This window comes from Bacillus cereus group sp. BfR-BA-01309 (assembly GCF_022664315.1).
Taxonomy (GTDB): domain Bacteria; phylum Bacillota; class Bacilli; order Bacillales; family Bacillaceae_G; genus Bacillus_A; species Bacillus_A mobilis.
Window position 1 is genome coordinate 310380 of the sequence record NZ_JAKUHE010000004.1, and the last position, 20742, is coordinate 331121.

Sequence of the window (20742 nt, forward strand, 5' to 3'; positions counted from 1 at the left end):
AACTAGTCTATCCAATTTGTACAATACGAAAAGGTTACTCACGGGAGTAACCTTAGTAAATGAAATTATATCGACGATTTTTCAAATATATCGAACACAACTTGAAATATATCAACGATTTTTTTAATATATCGACGTTTCGACAAGGAATATCGACTTACCGACAATTAACGACGAAATTCTCCCGCTATTTGAAAGACTCAACCTATCGCTCCAAAATAATTCGCTGCTTCGTAATTTCCACCAACCTTCCACGGTCTACTTCATACTCAGCGGCAACGCTTTGCGGTACAATCACCTTTCCGCCTTCAAGCATCACTTCCGGCGAAATAATATCCTTCTCCCAGTGCCTACTAGAGGCAGATATATCACCTGGAATCGTAAAGTTCGGCAATGAAGCTAGTGCAACATTTTGTGCTCGTGAAATCCCCATCTCTACCATACCGCCACACCAAACGGGTATGTTGTGCTCCATACAATAATTATGGATTTGAATCGACTCCGTTAATCCACCCACTCGCCCTGGTTTAATATTAACGATGCGGCAGCTGCCAAGCGTAATCGCAACTCGCGCGTCTTCTAAACTATGGATGCTTTCGTCTAAACAAATGGGCGTTTCTATTTTCTTTTGTAACTGTGCATGGTCGAGAAAATCGTAATCGGCTAACGGCTGTTCAATCATCATCAATTGAAATTCATCCAGTCGTTTCAACTTCTCCGTATCCGCTAATGTATAGGCAGAATTTGCATCAACCATTAACGGGATGTGCGGAAACTCTTTACGAATTTCTTTCAATAACTCGTAGTCATGCTCTGGCTTTATTTTCACTTTAAAACGCTCGTACCCTTCTTCTGCGTACTTCTCGATTTGTTTTAACATAACTGGAATTGTATTAATACCAACCACAACACCAACTTCAATTTCAGTCCTAGTTCCGCCAAGTAATGTCGCTAGTGATTTCTGTTCACGCTTTGCGTATAAATCCCAAACAGCCCCTTCAATTCCGGCCTTTGCCATTCGGTTTCTTTTTATATGCTGGAACAAACCTGGCACTTCATTCGGATGAGAAATCTCTGCCTTTAATAAATCAGGTAATAAAAAATCTTGTAGTACATGCAGCGCTGTCTTCACTGTTTCTTCCGTATACCACGGTTCAGAAAACGCAACGACTTCGCCAAATCCAATGTACCCGTCCGTATCTTCTAATTCAATCACGATGCTCTCACGCTTCTCATACGTTCCGTAGCTTGCAGCAAACGGGGTTACGAGTGGCATTTCCGTTATATGAAGTGTCGCTTTTTTTATTTCCACTTACATCTCCTCCACTAATTGTCTTAACTCTCGCCTTAACAATTTTTTCGAAGCGTTTCGTGGTAATTCCTCTAAGAAACATACTTTTTTCGGCACTTTATATTTCGCTAATTTCTCCTCGCAAAAATGAAGAATTTCTTCTTCTGTTACCTCTCCGCTTTTCACCACAAAAGCAGCGGGTACTTGTCCCCATTTATCGTCAGTCATACCGACAACACCGGCTTCCGCTACCATCGGATGAGAAAGCAACACTTCTTCAATTTGAGCCGGATATATATTTTCCCCGCCAGAAATAATTAAATCACTGCGGCGATCTAATACGTATAAAAATCCTTCTTCATCTAAATAACCGAGGTCACCAGTATGAAGCCATCCATTTTGAATTGTTTCGCGCGTCGCATCTTCACGGTTAAAATAACCGCCTGTTACGTTTGGTCCTTTTACTACGATCTCGCCTTCCGCAAACGGCGCTACTACTACGCCATCTTTTTCAATACGAAGTTGACACTGAAATAGTGGTTTCCCGGCTGATCCTACTTTCGTTAACATGTAATCTGCTGATAACGTACAAATTTGCGACGACGTTTCTGTCATACCGTACGTTTGATACACAGGAATTCCTTTTTCTACACATGTTTCAAGTAACGGTTTCGGCGCTGGTCCCCCGCCCAGTAACATGCATCGTAAAGAAGATGGATATGTCTCTTCTCCAAGTCTTTCTAATAGATCAGTTAACATTTTAGAAACGACAGAAATAATCGTTACGCCTCTCGTTTGAAGTGCTTTATGAATAAAGTCAGCATCATATTTCGGAACGAGTAAAATGCGCATGCCGTACATAATATTTTTCATTAAAAGAGATAACCCGCCAACGTGGAACATCGGCATACAAGCTAACCAGCAATCATCATCACGAAGCCCTAAATTAAACGAAGAACCAACCGCGCTTGCCCAGTGATTGCCGTACGTCAAAATAACGCCTTTCGGTTTTCCTGTCGTCCCTGACGTATAAATAATTGTCATCGCTTCTTCTAAAGAGAATTCTTCTTGTATAGAGGCTTCCGCTTCGGCCTTCGGTCCATTCATCACTTCGGCGAATGAATATACAGGAACATCTTTAGTCTCAAAATTTTGATCTGTCACTAAGCATGCAACTTCAGCATCATCCATTTGCCAAAGTAGCTCTTCTCTTGAAAGACGCGTATTTAAAAGTACAGCTACTGCACCTACGTAAGATAGGGCGTGAATAACTGTAATCATCTCCATACCATTTTTCATCAGAACAGCCACCTTTTGCCCACGCTTCACTCCTACATGCGTGAGGCGTTCACAAACAGATACTACTTTTTCATGCAGCTGCATAAAAGTAACTTTCTCTTCCTCTATTTCAATTGCAGTGCGATCTGGTGTTAAAAATGCACGTTGCTTTAACCAATTTGGCATCGTCTCCATCATCCATTCTCCTTTCATGAAAGAAAGAGACTTGATATGACATCAAGTCTCTTAGTTGTTTTGTTTCCGGTTTGATCATCGGTTGCGTCTCACTTTGTAGGCGAGCCGCTTCCGCTTTTAAAACATCTAGCTACAGCAGCTAGAATGTTCGGTGGCTTCGCTTCTTCCTATGAGGCAAAAAGCGCCTCTACGTCAGAAGCTCCATCCCCCTCACATTCTGAACGAGCTGCTTCCGCTTTTGATCACGGGAAACGAGGGAATTGACCGAAGTCCGGACTGCGTTTTTCTTTGAACGCGTCGCGACCTTCTTTTGCTTCGTCAGTTGTATAGTACAATAACGTTGCATCTCCAGCTAGTTGTTGAATACCAGCTAGACCGTCTGTGTCTGCGTTGAATGCAGCTTTTAGGAAACGAAGTGCCATTGGGCTGTTTGCTAAGATTTCTTGTGCCCATTGTACTGTTTCTGCTTCAAGCTCTTCTAATGGTACTACTGTGTTTACTAAGCCCATATCAAGCGCTTCTTGTGCGCTGTATTGACGGCATAGGTACCAAATTTCGCGAGCTTTCTTGTGGCCTACCATACGAGCTAAGTAACCAGCTCCGTATCCACCGTCAAAGCTTCCTACTTTAGGACCAGTTTGTCCGAATACAGCGTTGTCTGCAGCGATTGTTAAGTCACATACGATATGAAGTACGTGTCCACCACCGATTGCATAACCTGCTACCATTGCGATAACTGGTTTAGGAATTGCGCGAATTAGACGTTGTAAGTCTAATACGTTTAAACGAGGGATTTGGTCGTCACCTACATATCCACCATGACCGCGAACTTTTTGGTCGCCGCCAGAACAGAATGCACGTCCACCTTCACCTGTTAAAATGATAACGCCAACATTTGCATCATCACGAGCGTGTGCAAAAGCGTTGATTAACTCCATTACCGTTTTAGGACGGAATGCGTTATGTACTTCAGGGCGGTTAATCGAAATCTTTGCGATACCATTGTATGTTGAATAAATAATATCTTCGTAATTGCCTTCTTTTACCCATTCAATAGCCATTACAACTACCTCCTTGTATATTTCTGATCTCCTCTATAAGTGTAGCTTCCTTCTTAGGTGAAAAAGCATCACTGCATAGTTTTTAGAAATCCCTTTACTATTGTATCAAACTTTTCCGGTTGTTCCACATGAATTGCATGGCCAGCACCATCAATTTTGACAAATTTCGCGTCAGAGACGCATTTTTCGATGTTTTTTAATATGTGAAAGAACTTTTCATCATGCTCTCCGTTCATTAAAAGAACAGGCATTTTTAAGTTCGGCAGCTCGTCCCACCATGAAGGCTGAGCCCCTGTTCCCATGCCGCGCAAGCTATTTGCAAGTCCTTTTGGATCGTTAGCAAGTCGTTCTTTTCGCACCGCTTCTTGTGCATTTTGTGCTAAACGTTTTTGCGTTTCAAACAGCGGAATATTTTCCCACATCGTTACAAAACTATTGATGCCTTCTCGCTTAATTTTATGAGCAAGTCGCTCATCTTTTTCACGACGTTCTTTTCTGTCCTCTTCACTTTTGAGCCCAGCTGTACAATTTTCTAATAAAAGAGAATGTACATACTCCGGATATAAACATGCCATCGTAATCGCCAGTCTACCGCCCATTGAATAGCCAAGTATGTGCGCTTTTTCAATATGAAGATAATCCAGTAGTTCTTTCATTTGTAATGCTACATTTCGAATATCATAATGAGTCACATCTTCAGGACTTTCCGTTTTTCCGTGCCCAACAATGTCTACTAAAATGACTTGAAATTGCTTGCTCCAAGAAGGAACGAAAGAACCCCACGTTTCCATGCTTCCCGTAAAACCATGAAGAAGTAGAAGTGGTTCCCCGCTTCCGACTACTTCATATTCATACGATACACCTTGCAGTGTTACGTTCATTTTGATTCACCTTGCAACGATGTAGTAATTACGTCCTGCGTTTTTGCCCATAATTTGCGGTGCAATGTTAAGTTTTCATCACGGTTCGTACAAATTTCTACAACGTGTAAACCTGCCGCCGTCGTTCCTTTTTGTACTTCTTCTCGGAATTGCGCCCAACCATTTACACGGCTAAATGAACCACCGTACATTTTGACAACATGCTCATAATCAAGCCCAATCGGTGTTCCAAATAATGATTCGAAGTGTTCCTTTTTCTCATACTGTGGTAAGAATGAGAAAATACCACCACCGTCATTATTTACGACAACAATCGTTATATTTAATTCATGTAATTTTGCGGCTAATAATCCGTTTAAATCATGATAAAATGATAAATCACCAATAACTAATACGAGCGGATCGCAAATAATGCTCGCTCCTAAAGCTGTCGAAATGATTCCATCAATCCCGTTTACACCGCGGTTTGCCATCACTTGAATATTTTTGTCCGATGTGAAGAAGAATGAATCTGTATCACGAATTGGCATACTATTACTCGCAAATAACGTTGCCCCTTCTGGTAATACACGGACGATATCCGTAATAACTTTCCCTTCAAATGCAGTATCATATGTTTCCATTTCACGAAGCGTTTCCTTCGTTTTTTCGTTTATATGTTGCCACATTCCGAACCAATCATTCTTTTTCATAACTGGCATTTTTTCTATTAGTGCCTTGCAAAATGCAATATCACTCGCTTGGACCACTTCTGTCGCAACGAGAGCTGGATCTCTCCATTGTCCAGATTCCTCAACAACGATATGAATGGCTTTCGTCTGTTTTTTAATGAACTGCGTTAATGCTTTCGAAACAGGCATACCACCAAAGCGAATCATGACTTCTGGCTCCCACGTTTCTTTTAACAGTTCATTTCGTAAAAATGTATCGTAACAGTCGATTACCATCGTTTTATCGTGGTGTCCGCTACGAATGTTAGAAAGTGGATCTGCTAATATTGGATATCCCGTTTTTTCAGCTAGTTGCGTTGCAAACGCTGCGATTTCTGAATGACTATCATCTCCACAAATAATAAGCCCCTTTTCCATATGTGAAAGGCGCCCTACAAGAGAATCTACATATTCACTCGGCATCATCACGTTCCCTTGCTGAACTACTCCTGTATATTCCCCGCGTCCTTTATCCCATAAACTTTCTAATGAAAAGTCCGGAATAAGCGGTTCGCGAACTGGAAAATTAAGATGAACAGGTCCTTGCGGCGCTAGAAGTGCGCTTGCTATCGTGCGCTGCGTCGTCATACGAGCGTAATGATACATCGCTTCACTCGCTTCTGGAAGTGCCATCTCTGTAAATTGCTTCACAAATGTACCGTATAAATTGAATTGATTCATCGCTTGTGGTGCACCGACGTCTCTTAATTCATGTGGTCTATCTGCTGTTAAGACGATGAGCGGGACCCTTGAATGAAAAGCTTCACATACAGCTGGATAGTAGTTCGCTGCTGCCGTTCCTGACGTACATAATAATGCAACGGGACGCTTTTTCGCTTTTGCGATACCGAGCGCAAAAAATCCTGCTGATCTTTCATCTACATGTAAATATGTGTTCATTCCTTCATGTTGTTCCATTAGCAAAGCAATCGGCGTTGACCGTGAGCCTGGACTAATGACAACATCACATACATTTAGACGCGTCAGTTCATCCACGAACGCGCCTAAATAATATGATAATGCTTCTATATGATTGTTCATTTCATTAATTCCTCCAAAGCACCAAGCATCGGTCTAAACTTCAAACTTGTTTCTTCATATTCAAGTTGCGGTACTGAATCAATTACAATCCCGCAACCGGCAAATAAGGATGCTTTCTCGCCATTTAATAATCCGCAGCGAAGCGCAACCGCAAATTCACCATTTCCTTCATCATCTATCCAGCCAATCGGTGCACCATATAATCCTCTGTCTAACAATTCAACATCACGAATCAGTGTCATCGCTTCCAAACGGGGTGTCCCGCCAAGAGCTGGTGTTGGATGTAATTCTTCTACCATTGTTAAAAGACTCGCATCGCCTTTTGCCTCTACAGGCGTATATAAATGAATTAAGTTTTTCGTTGTTAATAAGCCCGGACTTTCCGGAATATTAACAGATTCGCAGTGCTCATTTAATACTCCTCGGATCATGTTCACAACATAACCGTGTTCAGCTAAATTCTTTTCATCATGAAGAAGCGCATTACTATTTCGTTTACTTTCTTCTATAGATTGACCATGACCAGTTGAACCAGCAAGACACATCGAAGTAAACTTCTCATCTTCTTTGCGAATTAATCTCTCTGGCGTCGCTCCTAAGAAGCATGCTCCTTTATAATCAAAAGAAAATACGTAACAATCTGGTTGCCCTATGCGAAGTGCTTCTAAAACGAGAGCAGAATCAATATGGTGATCCATTTCTACTTTTAGCTCCCTCGCTAATACAACCTTCTGCACGTTCCCCTGCTTCATTTCATCTTGCACTTTCTCAATGGCCTTCATCCAGCCTTTCGGATCTACTTCTACTTTAGAAGTAACTGTTAATTTCGATCCTTCTAGTGCACATTTACTCTCTCGTAAAATTTCCTCTTCTAAAGAAACAATTTCATTATAAAGAGTTTCTGCACAATCTGTTGCTGAAACGAATGTATTCATTGTTAACCATGCTTTTTCATTTTTTACAGTTAATAAAAATGCTGGTAGTGAAAATGTCGTATCATCAAATTCTTTCCATAAGTCCGTTTTCTCTTTTTCTTGATCAAATGAAAATCCACCAAATAAAAGAGGACCTGTTCCAAATTCGTATTTTTCTCTTTGTACAAATGCTTTTTCTTTTACTTTATCCCACTCATCACGAGTAGTTTGAAAGCGTTTTTGAGAAGCAGTTGCTATAGTGAAAACAGAGCCAATTCCAGCAAATATTACATGCTGAGCTGGGTCTGCAAAATAACATCTATTTTCGGATGCAATCCTTTTACCTGCTGCATAAAACAGAAGCGGATCCATCCAGTCCATTTGTTTTACGAAGCTCACCAATATTTTTTCATCAGTTGCACGCTTAATAGCTGCAGCAAGAACTTCTTGCAAGCCTACTTGTTTCGTTTGAATCACAATTGTCTCCCCCCTATGGGCGAAAAATAGTCATAATTACGCTTGATTTTAAGATACACCTCAAACGAAAGGCCTGTCAACGTTTAGCAATTCTGAGAAATTCACCTTCTCTTCCTAGAAAATAAACGTTGACACTAAATGATGCTTTTTCTACACTTAGTTGTGTACAATATGTGACCAAAGGAGGATTCAACATGGAAATGAACGTCGAAACGAATTCCTCTCCTACGGCGCCAAAGCCAAGTAAGCAAACCGGCTGGCGCATTTGGTGGAGTTTACTACGTCCCCATACATTAACAGCAGCTTTCGTTCCTGTTTTCATCGGAACAGCATATGCAATGCAGGTCGGAGGCATAAATCAAATACATCTCCCTCTTTTCCTTATGATGCTTCTTGCTTGTCTTCTCATTCAAGCAGCAACAAACATGTTTAATGAATACTTTGATTATAAAAGAGGACTTGATCACGAAGGCTCAGTTGGTATCGGCGGCGCTATCGTTCGCGATGGCATTCAACCAAAAACAGTGCTTAACTTAGCATTTGGATTTTTCGGCATCGCAATACTATTAGGTGTTTATATTTGTATGAATTCTAGCTGGTGGCTTGCGGCAATCGGTCTTGTTTGTATGGCTGTTGCTTACCTTTATACAGGCGGTCCACTTCCAATTGCATATACACCATTTGGAGAGTTAACCGCCGGACTATTTATGGGTGTCATTATTATCGGGATTTCATTCTTTATTCAAACTGGAACTGTAACATCAGAAGTCATTTTACTATCTATTCCAAGCTCCATTTTAATTGGCGCCATATTATTAGCTAATAACATTCGTGACTTAGATGGCGATAAAGAAAATGGTCGTAAAACGTTAGCAATTCTCGTTGGACGTGAAAGAGCCGTTGGTGTACTTGCTTCTATGTTCATCGTTTCCTACATTTGGACAATTGCTTTAATTATCGTAGGCATCGTATCACCATGGATGCTTATCGTATTTTTAAGTGCACCGAAAGCATTTAAAGCGACGAAAGGCTTTATCGGCAAAAGCATTCCAATGGAAATGGTACCTGCAATGATTGCAACAGCAAAAACAAATACAATCTTCGGTCTCTTAATGGGAATCGGATTACTACTTGGATATTTCCTATAAGAAGGAGCCGCTAACGCGGCTCCTTTTTCATATACCAATTTCAGCTCATAATTCCTACTCGCAACGCTCATACTATGTAAAGAAACTGAATTGTAGGAAGGTGGACGACTATGTTAACTCCACAACAAATAAATCAATTTAAATCTATTTTAGAAAAACAACAGCTAGAAGTTGAACAAACAATACAAACTCATGAGAATACAGATCGTGCTTCTGAACGCGATTCTGTTGGAGAATTATCTAGCTATGACAATCATCCAGGTGATATGGCTACAGAATTGTACGAACGTGAAAAAGATTTCGGGCTCATCGAGTTTTGGCATAAGCAGCTAGAAGATACGAAACATGCTCTGCAAAAAATTGAAGCAGGTACGTATGGAATTTGCGAAGTATCTGGCGAAGAAATTCCGTTTGAAAGATTAGAGGCAATGCCAACTGCTACAACGTGTATTCAGCACACTACAAATAAATTAAATATGAACACGCGACCAGTTGAAGAAGAAGTGTTGGCTCCTTCTTTTCACAAGCACGACGAAGATCATTCTGTTGAATACGATGCGGAAGATGCATGGCAAGATGTCGCAAATTACGGGACATCCGAAACACCGTCCGATTTAGAAAGACAGGATTCAAAAAACTATAATGGCATGTACGTAAATAGTGAGGAAAATGTTGGGTATGTAGAGGATTTCGAAAATTTTATAGGAACAGACATGTATGGAAAAAATCCGCAAGTTTTCGCTACAGAAGAGCATGAAGAATATGAACAAATGCTTGATGACTTTGAAGAGCGTACCTTTAAGGGCGAATTATCCTCAAATGAATCGAGTTCCAAAGAATAAAAAAAAGCATTCCGAAAATCGGAATGCTTTTTATCGCTAGCTAATTAGTTTTTTGTAACGTTAGCTGCTTGTGGTCCGCGGTTTCCTTCAACGATTTCGAAAGAAACTTCTTGACCTTCTTCTAAAGTTTTGAAGCCTTCGCCTTGGATAGCTGAGAAATGTACGAATACGTCTTCTCCGCCTTCAACTTCGATGAAGCCAAAACCTTTTTCGCCGTTAAACCATTTAACTTTACCTGTTTGCATGTCATGTACCTCCTAAATAAAAATGAAACTATGAATCCACATGAAAAGGTGGATATAAAGGACATGAATGTATAACAAGCTTACAGCCTTTAATACAACGTGCTTTATTTCCGTACCACATTATGTAGCTCAATAGTGATTTCACTATATCATGCTATATCAAAAACGTCAAATGAGAACACTTTCAATCCATCGTTTTTTATAATCCTAGTATAACCTTAAATTTTCATTCTATTTTTATTTAAAAATTAACAAATCTACAGTATTCTAATTTCTTTGATTTCGGTACAATATAATTACTACATATGATGAGGTGAAAAAATGCAAGCACATGAAATCGAGTATAAATTATATGGCGATGATATGCAGTTTGTTGAAATTGAATTAGATCCAGAAGAAAGCGTTATCGCAGAGGCTGGCGCAATGATGATGATGGAAGATCATATCGAAATGGAAACAATCTTCGGTGATGGTTCTGGCCAATCTAGTGGTCTATTCGGTAAATTAATGGGCGCTGGTAAGCGTCTTGTTACAGGCGAAAGTATGTTTATGACTGTCTTTACAAATACAGGTCATGGCAAGCGCCACGTATCTTTTGCTGCTCCTTATCCTGGTAAAATTGTTCCTGTAGATTTAACAGAATATCAAGGAAAAGTAGTTTGCCAAAAAGATGCGTTTCTTTGTGCAGCAAAAGGCGTTTCTATCGGAATCGAGTTTACGAAAAAAATCGGAACTGGTTTCTTCGGTGGAGAAGGTTTCATCATGCAGAAACTTGAAGGTGATGGACTTGCTTTCATGCATGCAGGCGGAACTGTATACAAGCGTGAATTAAAACCTGGCGAAAGACTTCGCATTGATACGGGGTGTCTCGTAGCCATGACAAAAGACGTTAACTACGATGTTCAATTCGTTGGAAAAGTAAAAACAGCTCTATTTGGCGGCGAAGGTTTATTCTTCGCAACGTTAGAAGGACCTGGAACAGTTTGGATTCAGTCCTTAACACTTAGCCGTTTAGCAGCACGCCTTACAAGCCCAGCAGCTCAAAACAGCGGTGAAGGCAGCGTTTTAGGCGGACTTGGACGTCTTTTAGATGGGAAAGAATAAAGTGAAACTTTAATCAGTGGGGGTTTTCTTCATCCCCCACCTAACTTCTTTACTTTCGCTGAATTTTGAGGTGGGGGTCTTACTGCCCATTAAAGCGGGATAAAACAAAAAAGAGATAGTCTCCCTCATAGGGAACTATCTTTTTTTGAATGTATAAACCACTTTGAATTCCATAGCCTCATTTGGCCGCGCTTCTTCATATTTATAAAGGTTCAAACCTCCTCAAAAGAATGAATCAAGTCCCTCACTGCATATATTGAACTATACCTTTTCTTAAGGAGGGCTTCCTTAATGCGTACTCCTTTATCCTTCGATAAAGATACTGCCATATTGTTAGCTTCTTGTTGCGAGTTAACGTATGAACAATATAAACAAAATGGGATTTTCGAAATACCAGATGGTTTTCAATATGTACAAGGCTTTCAAGGAAAAACCATTCAAACGACAGAATGGTTCGGATTCATACTAGAATCTGAGGATACGATTATTGTAGCTTTTCGCGGGACACAAACAGATACAGACTGGATTATCGATTCACTCGTTAACCAAAAACCATACCCATACGCTTTGAATAGCGGAAATGTCCATAACGGCTTTCTTTCCATTTATGAATCTTGCCGAGATTCTATTATGGATATGCTCGTATCACTACCAGCCCATAAAAAACTTCTTGCAACAGGTCATAGCCTAGGCGGCGCGCTCGCCACACTACATATACTCGATGCGCGTATAAACACCGCCTTCGCACAATACGGTCTTTATACATTTGCCTCTCCAAAAGTGGGCGATATTGCATTTCGTAATTATTATAAACTACAAGTAGCTAGTAGCTTTCGCTTCGTTAATTTATTTGATGTCGTTCCTCTTCTCCCTCCACGCAATGTCCATTTTAATGAACAAGACTGGGAATATGCACACGTTCATCACAACATGACTTTTACAAAAAACACAAAATCTATTACAAATAATCATGCCATTACAACATACAAAACATGTCTGACTTCTCATTTTTGAACAGTAAACAATTGGAAATCCAATATCCTTATACTATAATAATATATGAAGTTATTTTTGGATGAGGGGACCTTACATGCTAAAATTTATCTTTGCACTTTTTCTCATTGTAATTTTTTCGTTTACAGGTTTCTTTACATTTTCATACTTTGCGACAGGAGAATACGGTGGAACAGGTATCATGTATACTGCCATCCCATTTCTTTCTTAAGCAAAAAAAGAAACCCGAGCTTAATGAGATTAAGCTCGGGTTTTTTAGCAATTATATTCGTCTTTTAAAAGTGAATACACTTTAGCATCCCTATACGCATTATTCATTTTTACACTTTGTCTCGATGAATAAAAGCCCCTTTAAAAAGGACTTTCATTTAATACTGCGTAACCGCATTACCAATACCCCAAATCTCATTACTATACTGTAAAATCGTTCGATCGCTCGCAAAATGACCAGATTGTGCAATATTTAAAATCGACATTTCTAGCCACTTCGTTCGATTCTCATAAGCTCTACCGACAGCTTCTTGCCTTTCCGCATATGGACCAAAATCTCTCAGAACGAAGTATTCATCATTTTGAATTACGAGAGAATCGTAAATCGCTTCAAATTCAGCTCCCGAATGTGCAAAGAAACCATTCGTTAACTGATCTACTACTTTTTTAATATGCATATTGTGGTGATAATAATCACTTGCACGATATCCACCATTTTGATAGTAATGAAGAACCTCTTCCGCCGTTAAACCAAAAATGAAACAGTTATCATCACCGACTCTGTCTTTTATTTCAACATTAGCTCCGTCTAACGTGCCGAGTGTAATCGCACCATTCATCATAAATTTCATATTACCTGTTCCAGATGCCTCTTTACTCGCAGTTGAAATTTGTTCACTTATATCCGCCGCTGGGAATATATCTTCCGCTAGAGACACCCGATAGTTTTCTAGAAAGATAACCTTCATATATTGGCTTACGTACGGATCATTATTCACTTTCCTTGCGAGTTCATTAATTAATTTAATAATTTTTTTTGCATAGTAATAGCCAGGTGATGCTTTCGCTCCAAAAATAAAAGTACGCGGATAAAATGTAAAACTAGCATCCTCTTTCAAACGGTTATACAAATATAAAATATGAAGAACGTTTAATAATTGTCGTTTGTAAGCATGCAGTCTTTTTACTTGCACATCAAAAATAGAATTAGGATCAATTGTAATCCCCATTTTATTATGAATACGCTCCGCTAAAATCTCTTTACGCTCTTGTTTTACCTCTGCAAATTTCTCTTGGAAACTCGCATCGTGTTGAACTAATTGCAGCGCTTGAAGCTTAATCGGTTCTTTCTTCCACTCTGTTCCAATCGCCTCTGAAATAAGGTTCGTCAGCTGCGGATTCGCCTTCATTAACCAGCGTCTATGAGCGATTCCATTCGTTTTATTATTAAACTTATCTGGATAAAACTCATAAAACAATCGCATTTCACGTTGCTTTAAAATTTCCGTATGAATTTTCGCTACACCATTAACGCTATGGCTACCGACAATTGCTAAATGAGCCATTTTCACAAGATCATGTGCAATAATCGCCATCTCTTCAATACGATGCCATTCATATGGATAACGTTCCCAAAGTTCGTGACAGAAACGTTCATTAATCTCTTCAATAATCATATAAATTCTCGGTAATAACGGTTTAAAAATGTGAATTGGCCACTTCTCAAGTGCTTCTGATAACGTCGTATGATTCGTATAAGAAATCGTTTGCGTCGTTATGTGCCAAGCTTCTTCCCATGCTAGTTTTTCTTCATCTAATAAAATACGCATCAGTTCTGGAATCGCCAAAACTGGATGTGTATCATTAATATGAATCGCAATTTTTTCATGCAATTGACGAAGGTCACCATATCTTTCTCTATGCAGACGAACGATATTTTGCAAACTTGCTGATACGAGGAAATACTGTTGTTTCAAACGAAGTATTTTCCCCTCATCATGCGTATCATCTGGATATAAAAACTCCGATACCGCTTCTGTTTCACGCTTATATTTCAAAATATCTTTGCAATTTTGCGGGAAAGGAACTGGTTCAGCATTCCAAAGTCTAAGTGTGTTTACAGTACTCGTCTCATAACCTACTACCGGAACGTCATATGGTACTGCCATGATCACTTCTGCATTCGTATGCCTGAACTCTAAACGTCCATCAATGTATAGCGGTTCAACATTACCGAAATAACTTACTTCTACAGCTTGATCATGCCTTCTTACTTCCCATACGTTTTCATGAAGAAGCCACTGTTCTGGAAATTCAACTTGATAACCATCAACAATTTTTTGATCAAATAAGCCGTGTTTGTAACGAATGCCACAGCCATGACCTGGTAAATTTAACGATGCAAGTGAATCAAGGAAACAGGCTGCTAATCGTCCAAGTCCACCATTTCCAAGACCTGCATCTGCTTCCACCTCTTCTAATTCTTGCAACGAAATCCCAAGCTCAGAAAGTCCTTGCTCACATACATCCCTGATGCCTAAATTCAATATGTTACTTCCAAGCAAACGCCCAAGTAAAAACTCAATGGATAAGTAATACATTTGCTTTCGCTCTCCAGATCGATAGCTTTCGTTCGTTGCAATCCATTGACTATTCATATACTCACGTACCATGTACCCAAGTGTATTGTATTGATCACGAGTTGTAGAATCTTTGAAACTTTTCCCATACATCGTCTCTAACTTTTCTAGAAAAGCTGATTTGAAGCTTTCAACATGAGTAAACATTTCTTCACCACCTACATGTTATTCCATGAGACTTTTATACAATTTCTTATAGGCAAGAGCTGATTTCTCCCAGCTATAATCTTCCGTCATCGCTTGCTTTACAAGCTGCTCCCATACCGGTTTATCATGATAAAATTCAATTGCACGAAGAACCGTGTGCAGCATGTCATGTGCATTAAAGTTCGTGAAACTGAAACCATTTCCTTCTCCAGTTTCTTCGTCATAAGATTGTACCGTATCATTTAATCCGCCTGTTTCTCTTACAATCGGAATCGTACCGTACGCTAATGCGATAAGTTGTCCAAGTCCACACGGTTCAAATAGTGATGGCATTAAAAATAAATCACTTCCCGCATATACTTGGTGAGCTAATTCTTCATTAAATCCGATATACACTTTTACCTTTTCAGGATACTCGTATGCCATCCACTCAAAGAATTGCTCATATTCCGAATCACCTGATCCTAAAATAATACATTGTACATCTTCCTCCATTATTTCGCGGAATACAGTACGTACTAAATCAAGACCTTTTTGCTTCGTTAATCTCGTTACCATCGAAATAATTGGTGTATCTTCTTTTTCTGGCAAACCAAAATAACGCTGCAAAGCGCGTTTATTTTCATTCTTTTCCTCTAATGACTCCGCATCATACTGAGCAGTAATATACGAATCCGTTTCTGGATTATATACGCTCGTATCAATTCCATTTACGATGCCGCTAAGCTTACCATTATTCTTTCGTAACAACCCATCTAACTTCTCACCGAAAAACTCATATTGAATTTCCTCTTTGTATGTCGGGCTAACCGCTGTAATTTGATCAGAAGCAATAATTCCACCCTTCATAAAGTTCACATTTCCATAAAACTCTAGCTGCTCACTATGAAAATATTCATCACCAAGTTCTAACAAGTCGTACATCACTTCAGGAGGAAATACACCTTGGAACTGCAAGTTATGAATCGTATATACCGTTTTAATATGCTCATATAATGGATTATCTTGATACTTTTCACGTAATAAGAAATTCACCATAGCTGTATGCCAATCGTGGCTATGAAGAACATCCACTTCGAAATCAAGATGAGGAATACACTCTAAAACTGCTTTCGAAAAATAAGAAAAACGCTCTCCGTCATCATAATGACCATATAGAGAATCTCTCTTAAAATAATATTCATTATCTATTAAGTAATACGTAATCCCGTCTTGCTCACCTTTTAAAATTCCGCAATATTGATTTCTCCACCCAAGCGGGACGTTAATTACTTTATGTAACGTACATCCATCCCTTAATTTTTGCGGAATAAGACTATAATTTGGAAGTATAATGCGAACGTCCACGCCTAATTTTTTTAGCTCTTTTGGGAGCGCACCTGCTACATCAGCTAATCCTCCCGATTTAACAAATGGTACACATTCTGATACTGCAAATAAAATATTCACTTGTTGTCCCACTGCACGAAAAGCTTATACGACTTCCCTTGCAGCTTCCTCCCTTCGAGTTTTCATTTAAATGAATGCTTTAATCAGTGGAGGAAAAACCCCCACTGATTCTTTTAAGAATAACTATTAATTGTACTATTTTGGATGCTTCCTTTTTCTACAACATATGGCTCATCGGCGTTTCCTTTTAGTACAACACCGTCACCAATTTTCACGTCTTTATCAATAATAACACCGTCTATTATACAGTTATCTCCAATTTTGCTCTTCTGCATAATAATGCTATTACGAACAATTGAACCTTTGCCAATTTTAACAGAACGGGAGATAACACTATTTTCTACTTCACCTTCAATAATACTGCCGTTTGCAATCATTGTATTTTTCACGGCTGCACCCTTCAGGTAACGAGTTGGTGGTTCATCTTTTACTTTCGTAAAGATCGGTGCTTCTTTCTTAAATAATTGCTTCCAAATAGCAGGCTGCAAAATTTCTAAGCTATGTTTATAGTAACTTTCGATCGAATCAATAATAGCTACATATCCTGTATGCTCATACGTAGCAATATGCAGTGATTTTCCGCGCTTTTCTCTCACTACATCAAATAAACTGTATTGCTCCACATCTTTATATGTCTCAAATAAATCTAACAATAATTGTTTCTTTAACACGTAAGTTTGAAGCGAAACCCCTTCATGGCAAACTTCAGTAATATCAGCTGCCGTATGTATATGTCGCTCTAACACCGCCTGGAAATTTAATGCTGTTACGAGATGGCTATTCGTAATAACAACGTATTCTTCTCTAGCTCTTAAAAAATAATCAATATGTCTTCTAAAATGTGCAAAAGAACCAAATTCATCTTGATCACATTGGCAATTTGGCGGGAATAAAAACAGTCCGTCTCTTTTTCTATCTAAATCCCACTGTTTTCCTGAACCAACATGGTCCATTAGTGAACGGTTTTTATGACTTGTAAAAACCGCTACACTATGAATATTAGAATTCACCATATTTGAAAGCATGAAATCAATGAGTCGATAACGGCCCCCAAACGGTAACGCCGCTAGTGAACGATGCCCTGTTACTTTCTTTAAGGAAGGAAAACTTCCCGTTGCATTAATAATTCCTAACATTTTTTCTCCCATTCATTTCATCCCCCTTTTCTATTTCCCTTCAGCAATGAGTACTACATCGTCGACATTTTTTTCTGGACGAATAATTGTTCCATCTTCAATAACCATTTCCGATCCAACAATCGCTCTTTCAATCACAACATTTTTACCAATCTTCGCTCCTGGCATAACGACAGAATCAATAACCATACTACCTTCTTCCACCGTCACACCTTGGAATAATACAGAATGCTTCACGTCCCCTTCAATGACGCATCCTTCATTAATAAGTGATTCTTCTACTTTTGCCTGCTGTGCAATATATTGAGGTGGCTCATTTGGATTCACAGAATAAATACGCCAATTACGATCATTTAAATTCAGCGACGTTTCATCGCGAAGTAAATCCATATTCGCTTCCCATAAGCTTTTCACCGTTCCAACATCTTTCCAATATCCTTCAAACGGATACGCCATCAGCTTTTTCCCTTCATCTAATAAAAGCGGAAGTACATCTTTTCCGAAATCATTACTAGATTCAGGATTTCTTGCATCCATCTCTAAATACTCTTTCAAAATTGCCCAGTTAAAAATATAAATTCCCATTGATGCAAGATTACTTCTTGGAAATTGCGGTTTCTCCTCAAATTCAACAATCTCCATCTCTTCGTTCGTATTCATAATGCCGAAACGACTCGCTTCATCCCAAGGTACTTCAATAACAGAAATTGAAACGTCCGCTTCTTTCTCCACATGGTAATCTAGCATTTTACTGTAATCCATTTTATAAATATGGTCGCCTGATAAAATCAGAACATACTCTGGTTCGTACTGACTTAAATAGTTTAAGTTTTGATAAATGGCACTTGCCGTACCTGTGTACCATTTCACCCCTGAAGACTCCGCATAAGGAGGTAAAACTGTGACTCCACCGCTTACTCGGTCTAAATCCCAAGCATTGCCGATTCCGATATAATTATGAAGTTCGAGTGGTTGATATTGCGTTAAAATCCCCACTGTTTCAATACCAGAATTCGCACAGTTACTTAGCGTAAAATCAATAATGCGATATTTACCACCAAATGGAACAGCTGGCTTGGCTAGATTTTTTGTTAATGCACTTAATCGACTACCTTTTCCCCCTGCTAGTAACATTGCTACGCACTTTTGTTTTTGAGCCATCTTGTTTTTTGCTCCCCTTTCTCGTCTTCACTGGTCGTAATATGGATACGCCAAATGGTGGAATTGTAATTTCTACATGTGCCGCTTGATTATGATACGGTTCTTGAATCGTCTTAAGACGTTTCTTATTCACTTGCCCCGATCCGCCATATTGCTCAGCGTCACTGTTTAAAACCTCGTTATAATACTCGAAATCTGGCAAACCTACTTTATAGTTTTCATATGTAGCTTTCGTAAAATTACATACGACAACTAACGCATCTTCTTGCTTATCCCCTTGGCGGATAAACGAGAAGATACTTTGCTCATGATTATTAGCATCTATCCACTGAAATCCTTCCGGTGAATGATCAAGCTGCCAAAGTGGTTTGGAGCGCTTATACAATGCTATGAGCTCTTTAAAGTAATCATGCATATAACGATGCATTTCAAAGTCATGTAAATTCCAATCTAAATCTTCAAGATCTTTCCACTCATCAAACTGCCCGAATTCTCCACCCATAAAGAGTAATTTCTTGCCTGGGTGAGTAAAGAAATATCCATATAATAAACGAAGTTGAGCAAACTTATCCCAGTAATCTCCTGGCATTTTATTTAATAACGACTTTTTCCCATGAACGACTTCATCATGAGAAAGCGGTAATATAAAGTTTTCAGAGTAAGCATATAGTAATGAGAACGTTATTTTCTCATGAATGTGCTTTCTGTACTCAGGCGCACATTCCATATATTTCAGCACATCATTCATCCAGCCCATATTCCATTTGTAATTGAATCCAAGCCCACCTTCATACGTTGGAGCTGTTACAAGTGGCCAAGCTGTTGAATCTTCTGCTGTCATAAGAAAATCTTCATCTTCTGCAAACACCGCTTCATTTAACTCTCGTAAAAATGAAACAGCGTGCTCATTACTTTGCTCCTGTCCTTCTTTATTCCAGTACAGCATGTTTGCAACTGCATCCACCCTGAAACCATCAATATGGAAATACTTCATCCAAAATAACGCATTTGAAATTAAAAAATTACGCACTTCCCTCTTCCCTAAATCAAAATTAACAGTTCCCCATACCAGGTTTTCTTGTACATCTATATCTTTATATTCATAAGTCGGTGTCCCATCAAACAAATATAAACCGTGAGCATCTTTACAAAAATGCCCCGGCACCCAATCTAAAATGACACCGATTCCATATTTATGACATTCATCGACAAAATACATCAAATCATGTGGCGTGCCGAATCTACTTGTCGCTGCATAATATCCCGTTCCTTGATATCCCCAAGAACGATCATATGGGTGCTCAACAAGCGGCATAATTTCAATATGTGTAAATTGATGTTCCACCACATACGGAATGAGCTCCTCGGCCATTTCTCTGTAAGAATACAGAGCGCCATCTTCTTTCTTTTTCCAAGAACCGAAATGTAATTCATAAACTGTCATCGCTTCTTTATAAATCGATTTTTTCTTTCTCTTACGAATCCAGTTTTTATCATTCCATTCATATCCCTCTATATCAAAAACTACAGATGCCGTATTTGGTCTTACTTCTGCATATACTGCGTAAGGATCTGCTTTTAAAATCACGTTAGCATCCATCGTTTCAATCGCATACTTATATATCTCATTCTCTTCAATATGCGGTACAAACAAGGACCAAATCCCCTCTTCTGTCACTTGTAGCATCTTATGTTGCTCATAATCCCATTCATTAAAATCTCCAACAACACTCATTGCTTTCGCATGAGGAGCCCATACTGTGAATCGTACACCTCGCATCCCATCTTCCGCCACAATATGTGCCCCAAAGATGTTATAACTGTCATAGTACTTTTCTGTATGAAACTCATCTCGTTTCACTTTTTCACAATTTATTACATCCAATATGTTCACCTCACTAAGATGACAGAAATTTTTTACTCTTTATCATTTCTGCGAAAAACTGAAATATCCTTGTTATCTTTTAAAAAATATTCGTTTTTTTCTTTAATTTCGCTTAAAATATTCAAATTTACTG

At 39.0% G+C, this 20742-nt stretch carries 17 protein-coding genes; 5 read left to right on the plus strand and 12 right to left on the minus strand.

Annotated features, from left to right (window positions below; genetic code table 11):
* Positions 1 to 205 precede the first annotated feature (205 nt).
* The 6 genes from menC to MR115_RS10805 all read right to left on the minus strand — a co-directional run bounded on the left by menC (position 206) and on the right by MR115_RS10805 (position 7848).
* The gene (gene menC / locus MR115_RS10780; RefSeq protein ID WP_242241201.1) at positions 206 to 1312 is read right to left on the minus strand and encodes an o-succinylbenzoate synthase; all 1107 of its coding nucleotides are present in this window, start codon (positions 1310 to 1312) and stop codon (positions 206 to 208) included.
* Entirely contained in the window at positions 1313 to 2764 is a 1452-nt protein-coding gene (locus MR115_RS10785; protein WP_242241203.1) for an o-succinylbenzoate--CoA ligase, read from the minus strand.
* A gap of 242 nt (positions 2765 to 3006) precedes the next feature.
* Positions 3007 to 3825, minus strand: a complete 819-nt coding sequence (gene menB, locus MR115_RS10790) for a 1,4-dihydroxy-2-naphthoyl-CoA synthase (protein WP_000963888.1) — start codon at positions 3823 to 3825, stop codon at positions 3007 to 3009.
* A gap of 68 nt (positions 3826 to 3893) precedes the next feature.
* A complete protein-coding gene (menH, locus tag MR115_RS10795; protein WP_242241205.1) occupies positions 3894 to 4706 on the minus strand; it encodes a 2-succinyl-6-hydroxy-2,4-cyclohexadiene-1-carboxylate synthase in 813 nt (270 codons plus the stop codon).
* Positions 4703 to 6457, minus strand: coding sequence for a 2-succinyl-5-enolpyruvyl-6-hydroxy-3-cyclohexene-1-carboxylic-acid synthase (gene menD, locus MR115_RS10800; protein ID WP_242241207.1), 1755 nt, complete (start codon positions 6455 to 6457; stop codon positions 4703 to 4705). Before menD ends, menH begins: the two co-directional genes overlap by 4 nt.
* Positions 6454 to 7848 (minus strand): isochorismate synthase, encoded by a 1395-nt coding sequence (locus tag MR115_RS10805; RefSeq protein WP_242241211.1) that lies wholly within the window; start codon positions 7846 to 7848, stop codon positions 6454 to 6456. The genes menD and MR115_RS10805 overlap by 4 nt, the downstream gene beginning before the upstream one ends.
* A gap of 194 nt (positions 7849 to 8042) precedes the next feature.
* Here MR115_RS10805 and MR115_RS10810 point away from each other — a divergent pair, with 194 nt between their 5' ends.
* Together MR115_RS10810 and MR115_RS10815 are read left to right on the plus strand one after the other, a co-directional pair.
* Positions 8043 to 8996 carry a 1,4-dihydroxy-2-naphthoate polyprenyltransferase gene (locus MR115_RS10810; protein WP_000425753.1) on the plus strand — a complete coding sequence of 318 codons (954 nt, stop codon included), beginning with the start codon at positions 8043 to 8045 and terminating at the stop codon, positions 8994 to 8996.
* A 110-nt stretch (positions 8997 to 9106) separates the two neighbouring features.
* Positions 9107 to 9838: a yteA family sporulation protein gene (locus MR115_RS10815; RefSeq protein ID WP_061677620.1), complete on the plus strand. Its 732-nt coding sequence runs from the start codon at positions 9107 to 9109 to the stop codon at positions 9836 to 9838.
* A gap of 44 nt (positions 9839 to 9882) precedes the next feature.
* Here the strand turns inward: MR115_RS10815 and cspD are convergent, their stop codons facing one another.
* Complete coding sequence (gene cspD, locus MR115_RS10820; protein WP_001193053.1) at positions 9883 to 10083, minus strand: cold-shock protein CspD; 201 nt, start codon at positions 10081 to 10083, stop codon at positions 9883 to 9885.
* 321 nt (positions 10084 to 10404) lie between these two features.
* Here cspD and MR115_RS10825 point away from each other — a divergent pair, with 321 nt between their 5' ends.
* The 3 genes from MR115_RS10825 (at position 10405) to MR115_RS29820 (ending at position 12412) form a co-directional block, all read left to right on the plus strand.
* The gene (locus MR115_RS10825; protein WP_061677621.1) at positions 10405 to 11187 is read left to right on the plus strand and encodes a TIGR00266 family protein; all 783 of its coding nucleotides are present in this window, start codon (positions 10405 to 10407) and stop codon (positions 11185 to 11187) included.
* Between the two features lie 291 nt (positions 11188 to 11478).
* On the plus strand, positions 11479 to 12201 hold the full coding sequence (locus MR115_RS10830; protein WP_097865226.1) for a lipase family protein: 723 nt from the start codon (positions 11479 to 11481) through the stop codon (positions 12199 to 12201).
* Between the two features lie 76 nt (positions 12202 to 12277).
* Entirely contained in the window at positions 12278 to 12412 is a 135-nt protein-coding gene (locus MR115_RS29820; protein WP_097816484.1) for a hypothetical protein, read from the plus strand.
* A gap of 157 nt (positions 12413 to 12569) precedes the next feature.
* On the opposite strand, the gene glgP is transcribed toward MR115_RS29820, so the two are convergent.
* The 5 genes from glgP to glgB all read right to left on the minus strand — a co-directional run bounded on the left by glgP (position 12570) and on the right by glgB (position 20609).
* Positions 12570 to 14978 (minus strand): glycogen phosphorylase, encoded by a 2409-nt coding sequence (gene glgP / locus MR115_RS10835; RefSeq protein WP_097865227.1) that lies wholly within the window; start codon positions 14976 to 14978, stop codon positions 12570 to 12572.
* A gap of 18 nt (positions 14979 to 14996) precedes the next feature.
* On the minus strand, positions 14997 to 16427 hold the full coding sequence (gene glgA / locus MR115_RS10840) for a glycogen synthase GlgA (RefSeq protein ID WP_002203738.1): 1431 nt from the start codon (positions 16425 to 16427) through the stop codon (positions 14997 to 14999).
* 113 nt (positions 16428 to 16540) lie between these two features.
* Positions 16541 to 17575 carry a glucose-1-phosphate adenylyltransferase subunit GlgD gene (glgD, locus tag MR115_RS10845; protein ID WP_000504142.1) on the minus strand — a complete coding sequence of 345 codons (1035 nt, stop codon included), beginning with the start codon at positions 17573 to 17575 and terminating at the stop codon, positions 16541 to 16543.
* 18 nt (positions 17576 to 17593) lie between these two features.
* Positions 17594 to 18724 (minus strand): glucose-1-phosphate adenylyltransferase, encoded by a 1131-nt coding sequence (gene glgC / locus MR115_RS10850; protein WP_098373900.1) that lies wholly within the window; start codon positions 18722 to 18724, stop codon positions 17594 to 17596.
* Positions 18672 to 20609 carry a 1,4-alpha-glucan branching protein GlgB gene (gene glgB / locus MR115_RS10855; protein WP_242241213.1) on the minus strand — a complete coding sequence of 646 codons (1938 nt, stop codon included), beginning with the start codon at positions 20607 to 20609 and terminating at the stop codon, positions 18672 to 18674. The genes glgC and glgB overlap by 53 nt, the downstream gene beginning before the upstream one ends.
* Positions 20610 to 20742: the final 133 nt, after the last annotated feature.

Excerpts from the sequence above, each read along its gene's own strand:
- MR115_RS10785 (WP_242241203.1), bottom strand. The coding sequence starts at position 2,764 with ATGGAGACGATGCCAAATTGGTTAAAGCAACGTGCATTTTTAACACCA.
- menB (WP_000963888.1), bottom strand. The coding sequence starts at position 3,825 with ATGGCTATTGAATGGGTAAAAGAAGGCAATTACGAAGATATTATTTAT.
- menH (WP_242241205.1), bottom strand. The coding sequence starts at position 4,706 with ATGAACGTAACACTGCAAGGTGTATCGTATGAATATGAAGTAGTCGGA.
- menD (WP_242241207.1), bottom strand. The coding sequence starts at position 6,457 with ATGAACAATCATATAGAAGCATTATCATATTATTTAGGCGCGTTCGTG.
- MR115_RS10810 (WP_000425753.1), top strand. The coding sequence starts at position 8,043 with ATGGAAATGAACGTCGAAACGAATTCCTCTCCTACGGCGCCAAAGCCA.
- MR115_RS10815 (WP_061677620.1), top strand. The coding sequence starts at position 9,107 with ATGTTAACTCCACAACAAATAAATCAATTTAAATCTATTTTAGAAAAA.
- cspD (WP_001193053.1), bottom strand. The coding sequence starts at position 10,083 with ATGCAAACAGGTAAAGTTAAATGGTTTAACGGCGAAAAAGGTTTTGGC.
- MR115_RS10825 (WP_061677621.1), top strand. The coding sequence starts at position 10,405 with ATGCAAGCACATGAAATCGAGTATAAATTATATGGCGATGATATGCAG.
- MR115_RS10830 (WP_097865226.1), top strand. The coding sequence starts at position 11,479 with ATGCGTACTCCTTTATCCTTCGATAAAGATACTGCCATATTGTTAGCT.
- MR115_RS29820 (WP_097816484.1), top strand. The coding sequence starts at position 12,278 with ATGCTAAAATTTATCTTTGCACTTTTTCTCATTGTAATTTTTTCGTTT.
- glgP (WP_097865227.1), bottom strand. The coding sequence starts at position 14,978 with ATGTTTACTCATGTTGAAAGCTTCAAATCAGCTTTTCTAGAAAAGTTA.
- glgD (WP_000504142.1), bottom strand. The coding sequence starts at position 17,575 with ATGGGAGAAAAAATGTTAGGAATTATTAATGCAACGGGAAGTTTTCCT.
- glgC (WP_098373900.1), bottom strand. The coding sequence starts at position 18,724 with ATGGCTCAAAAACAAAAGTGCGTAGCAATGTTACTAGCAGGGGGAAAA.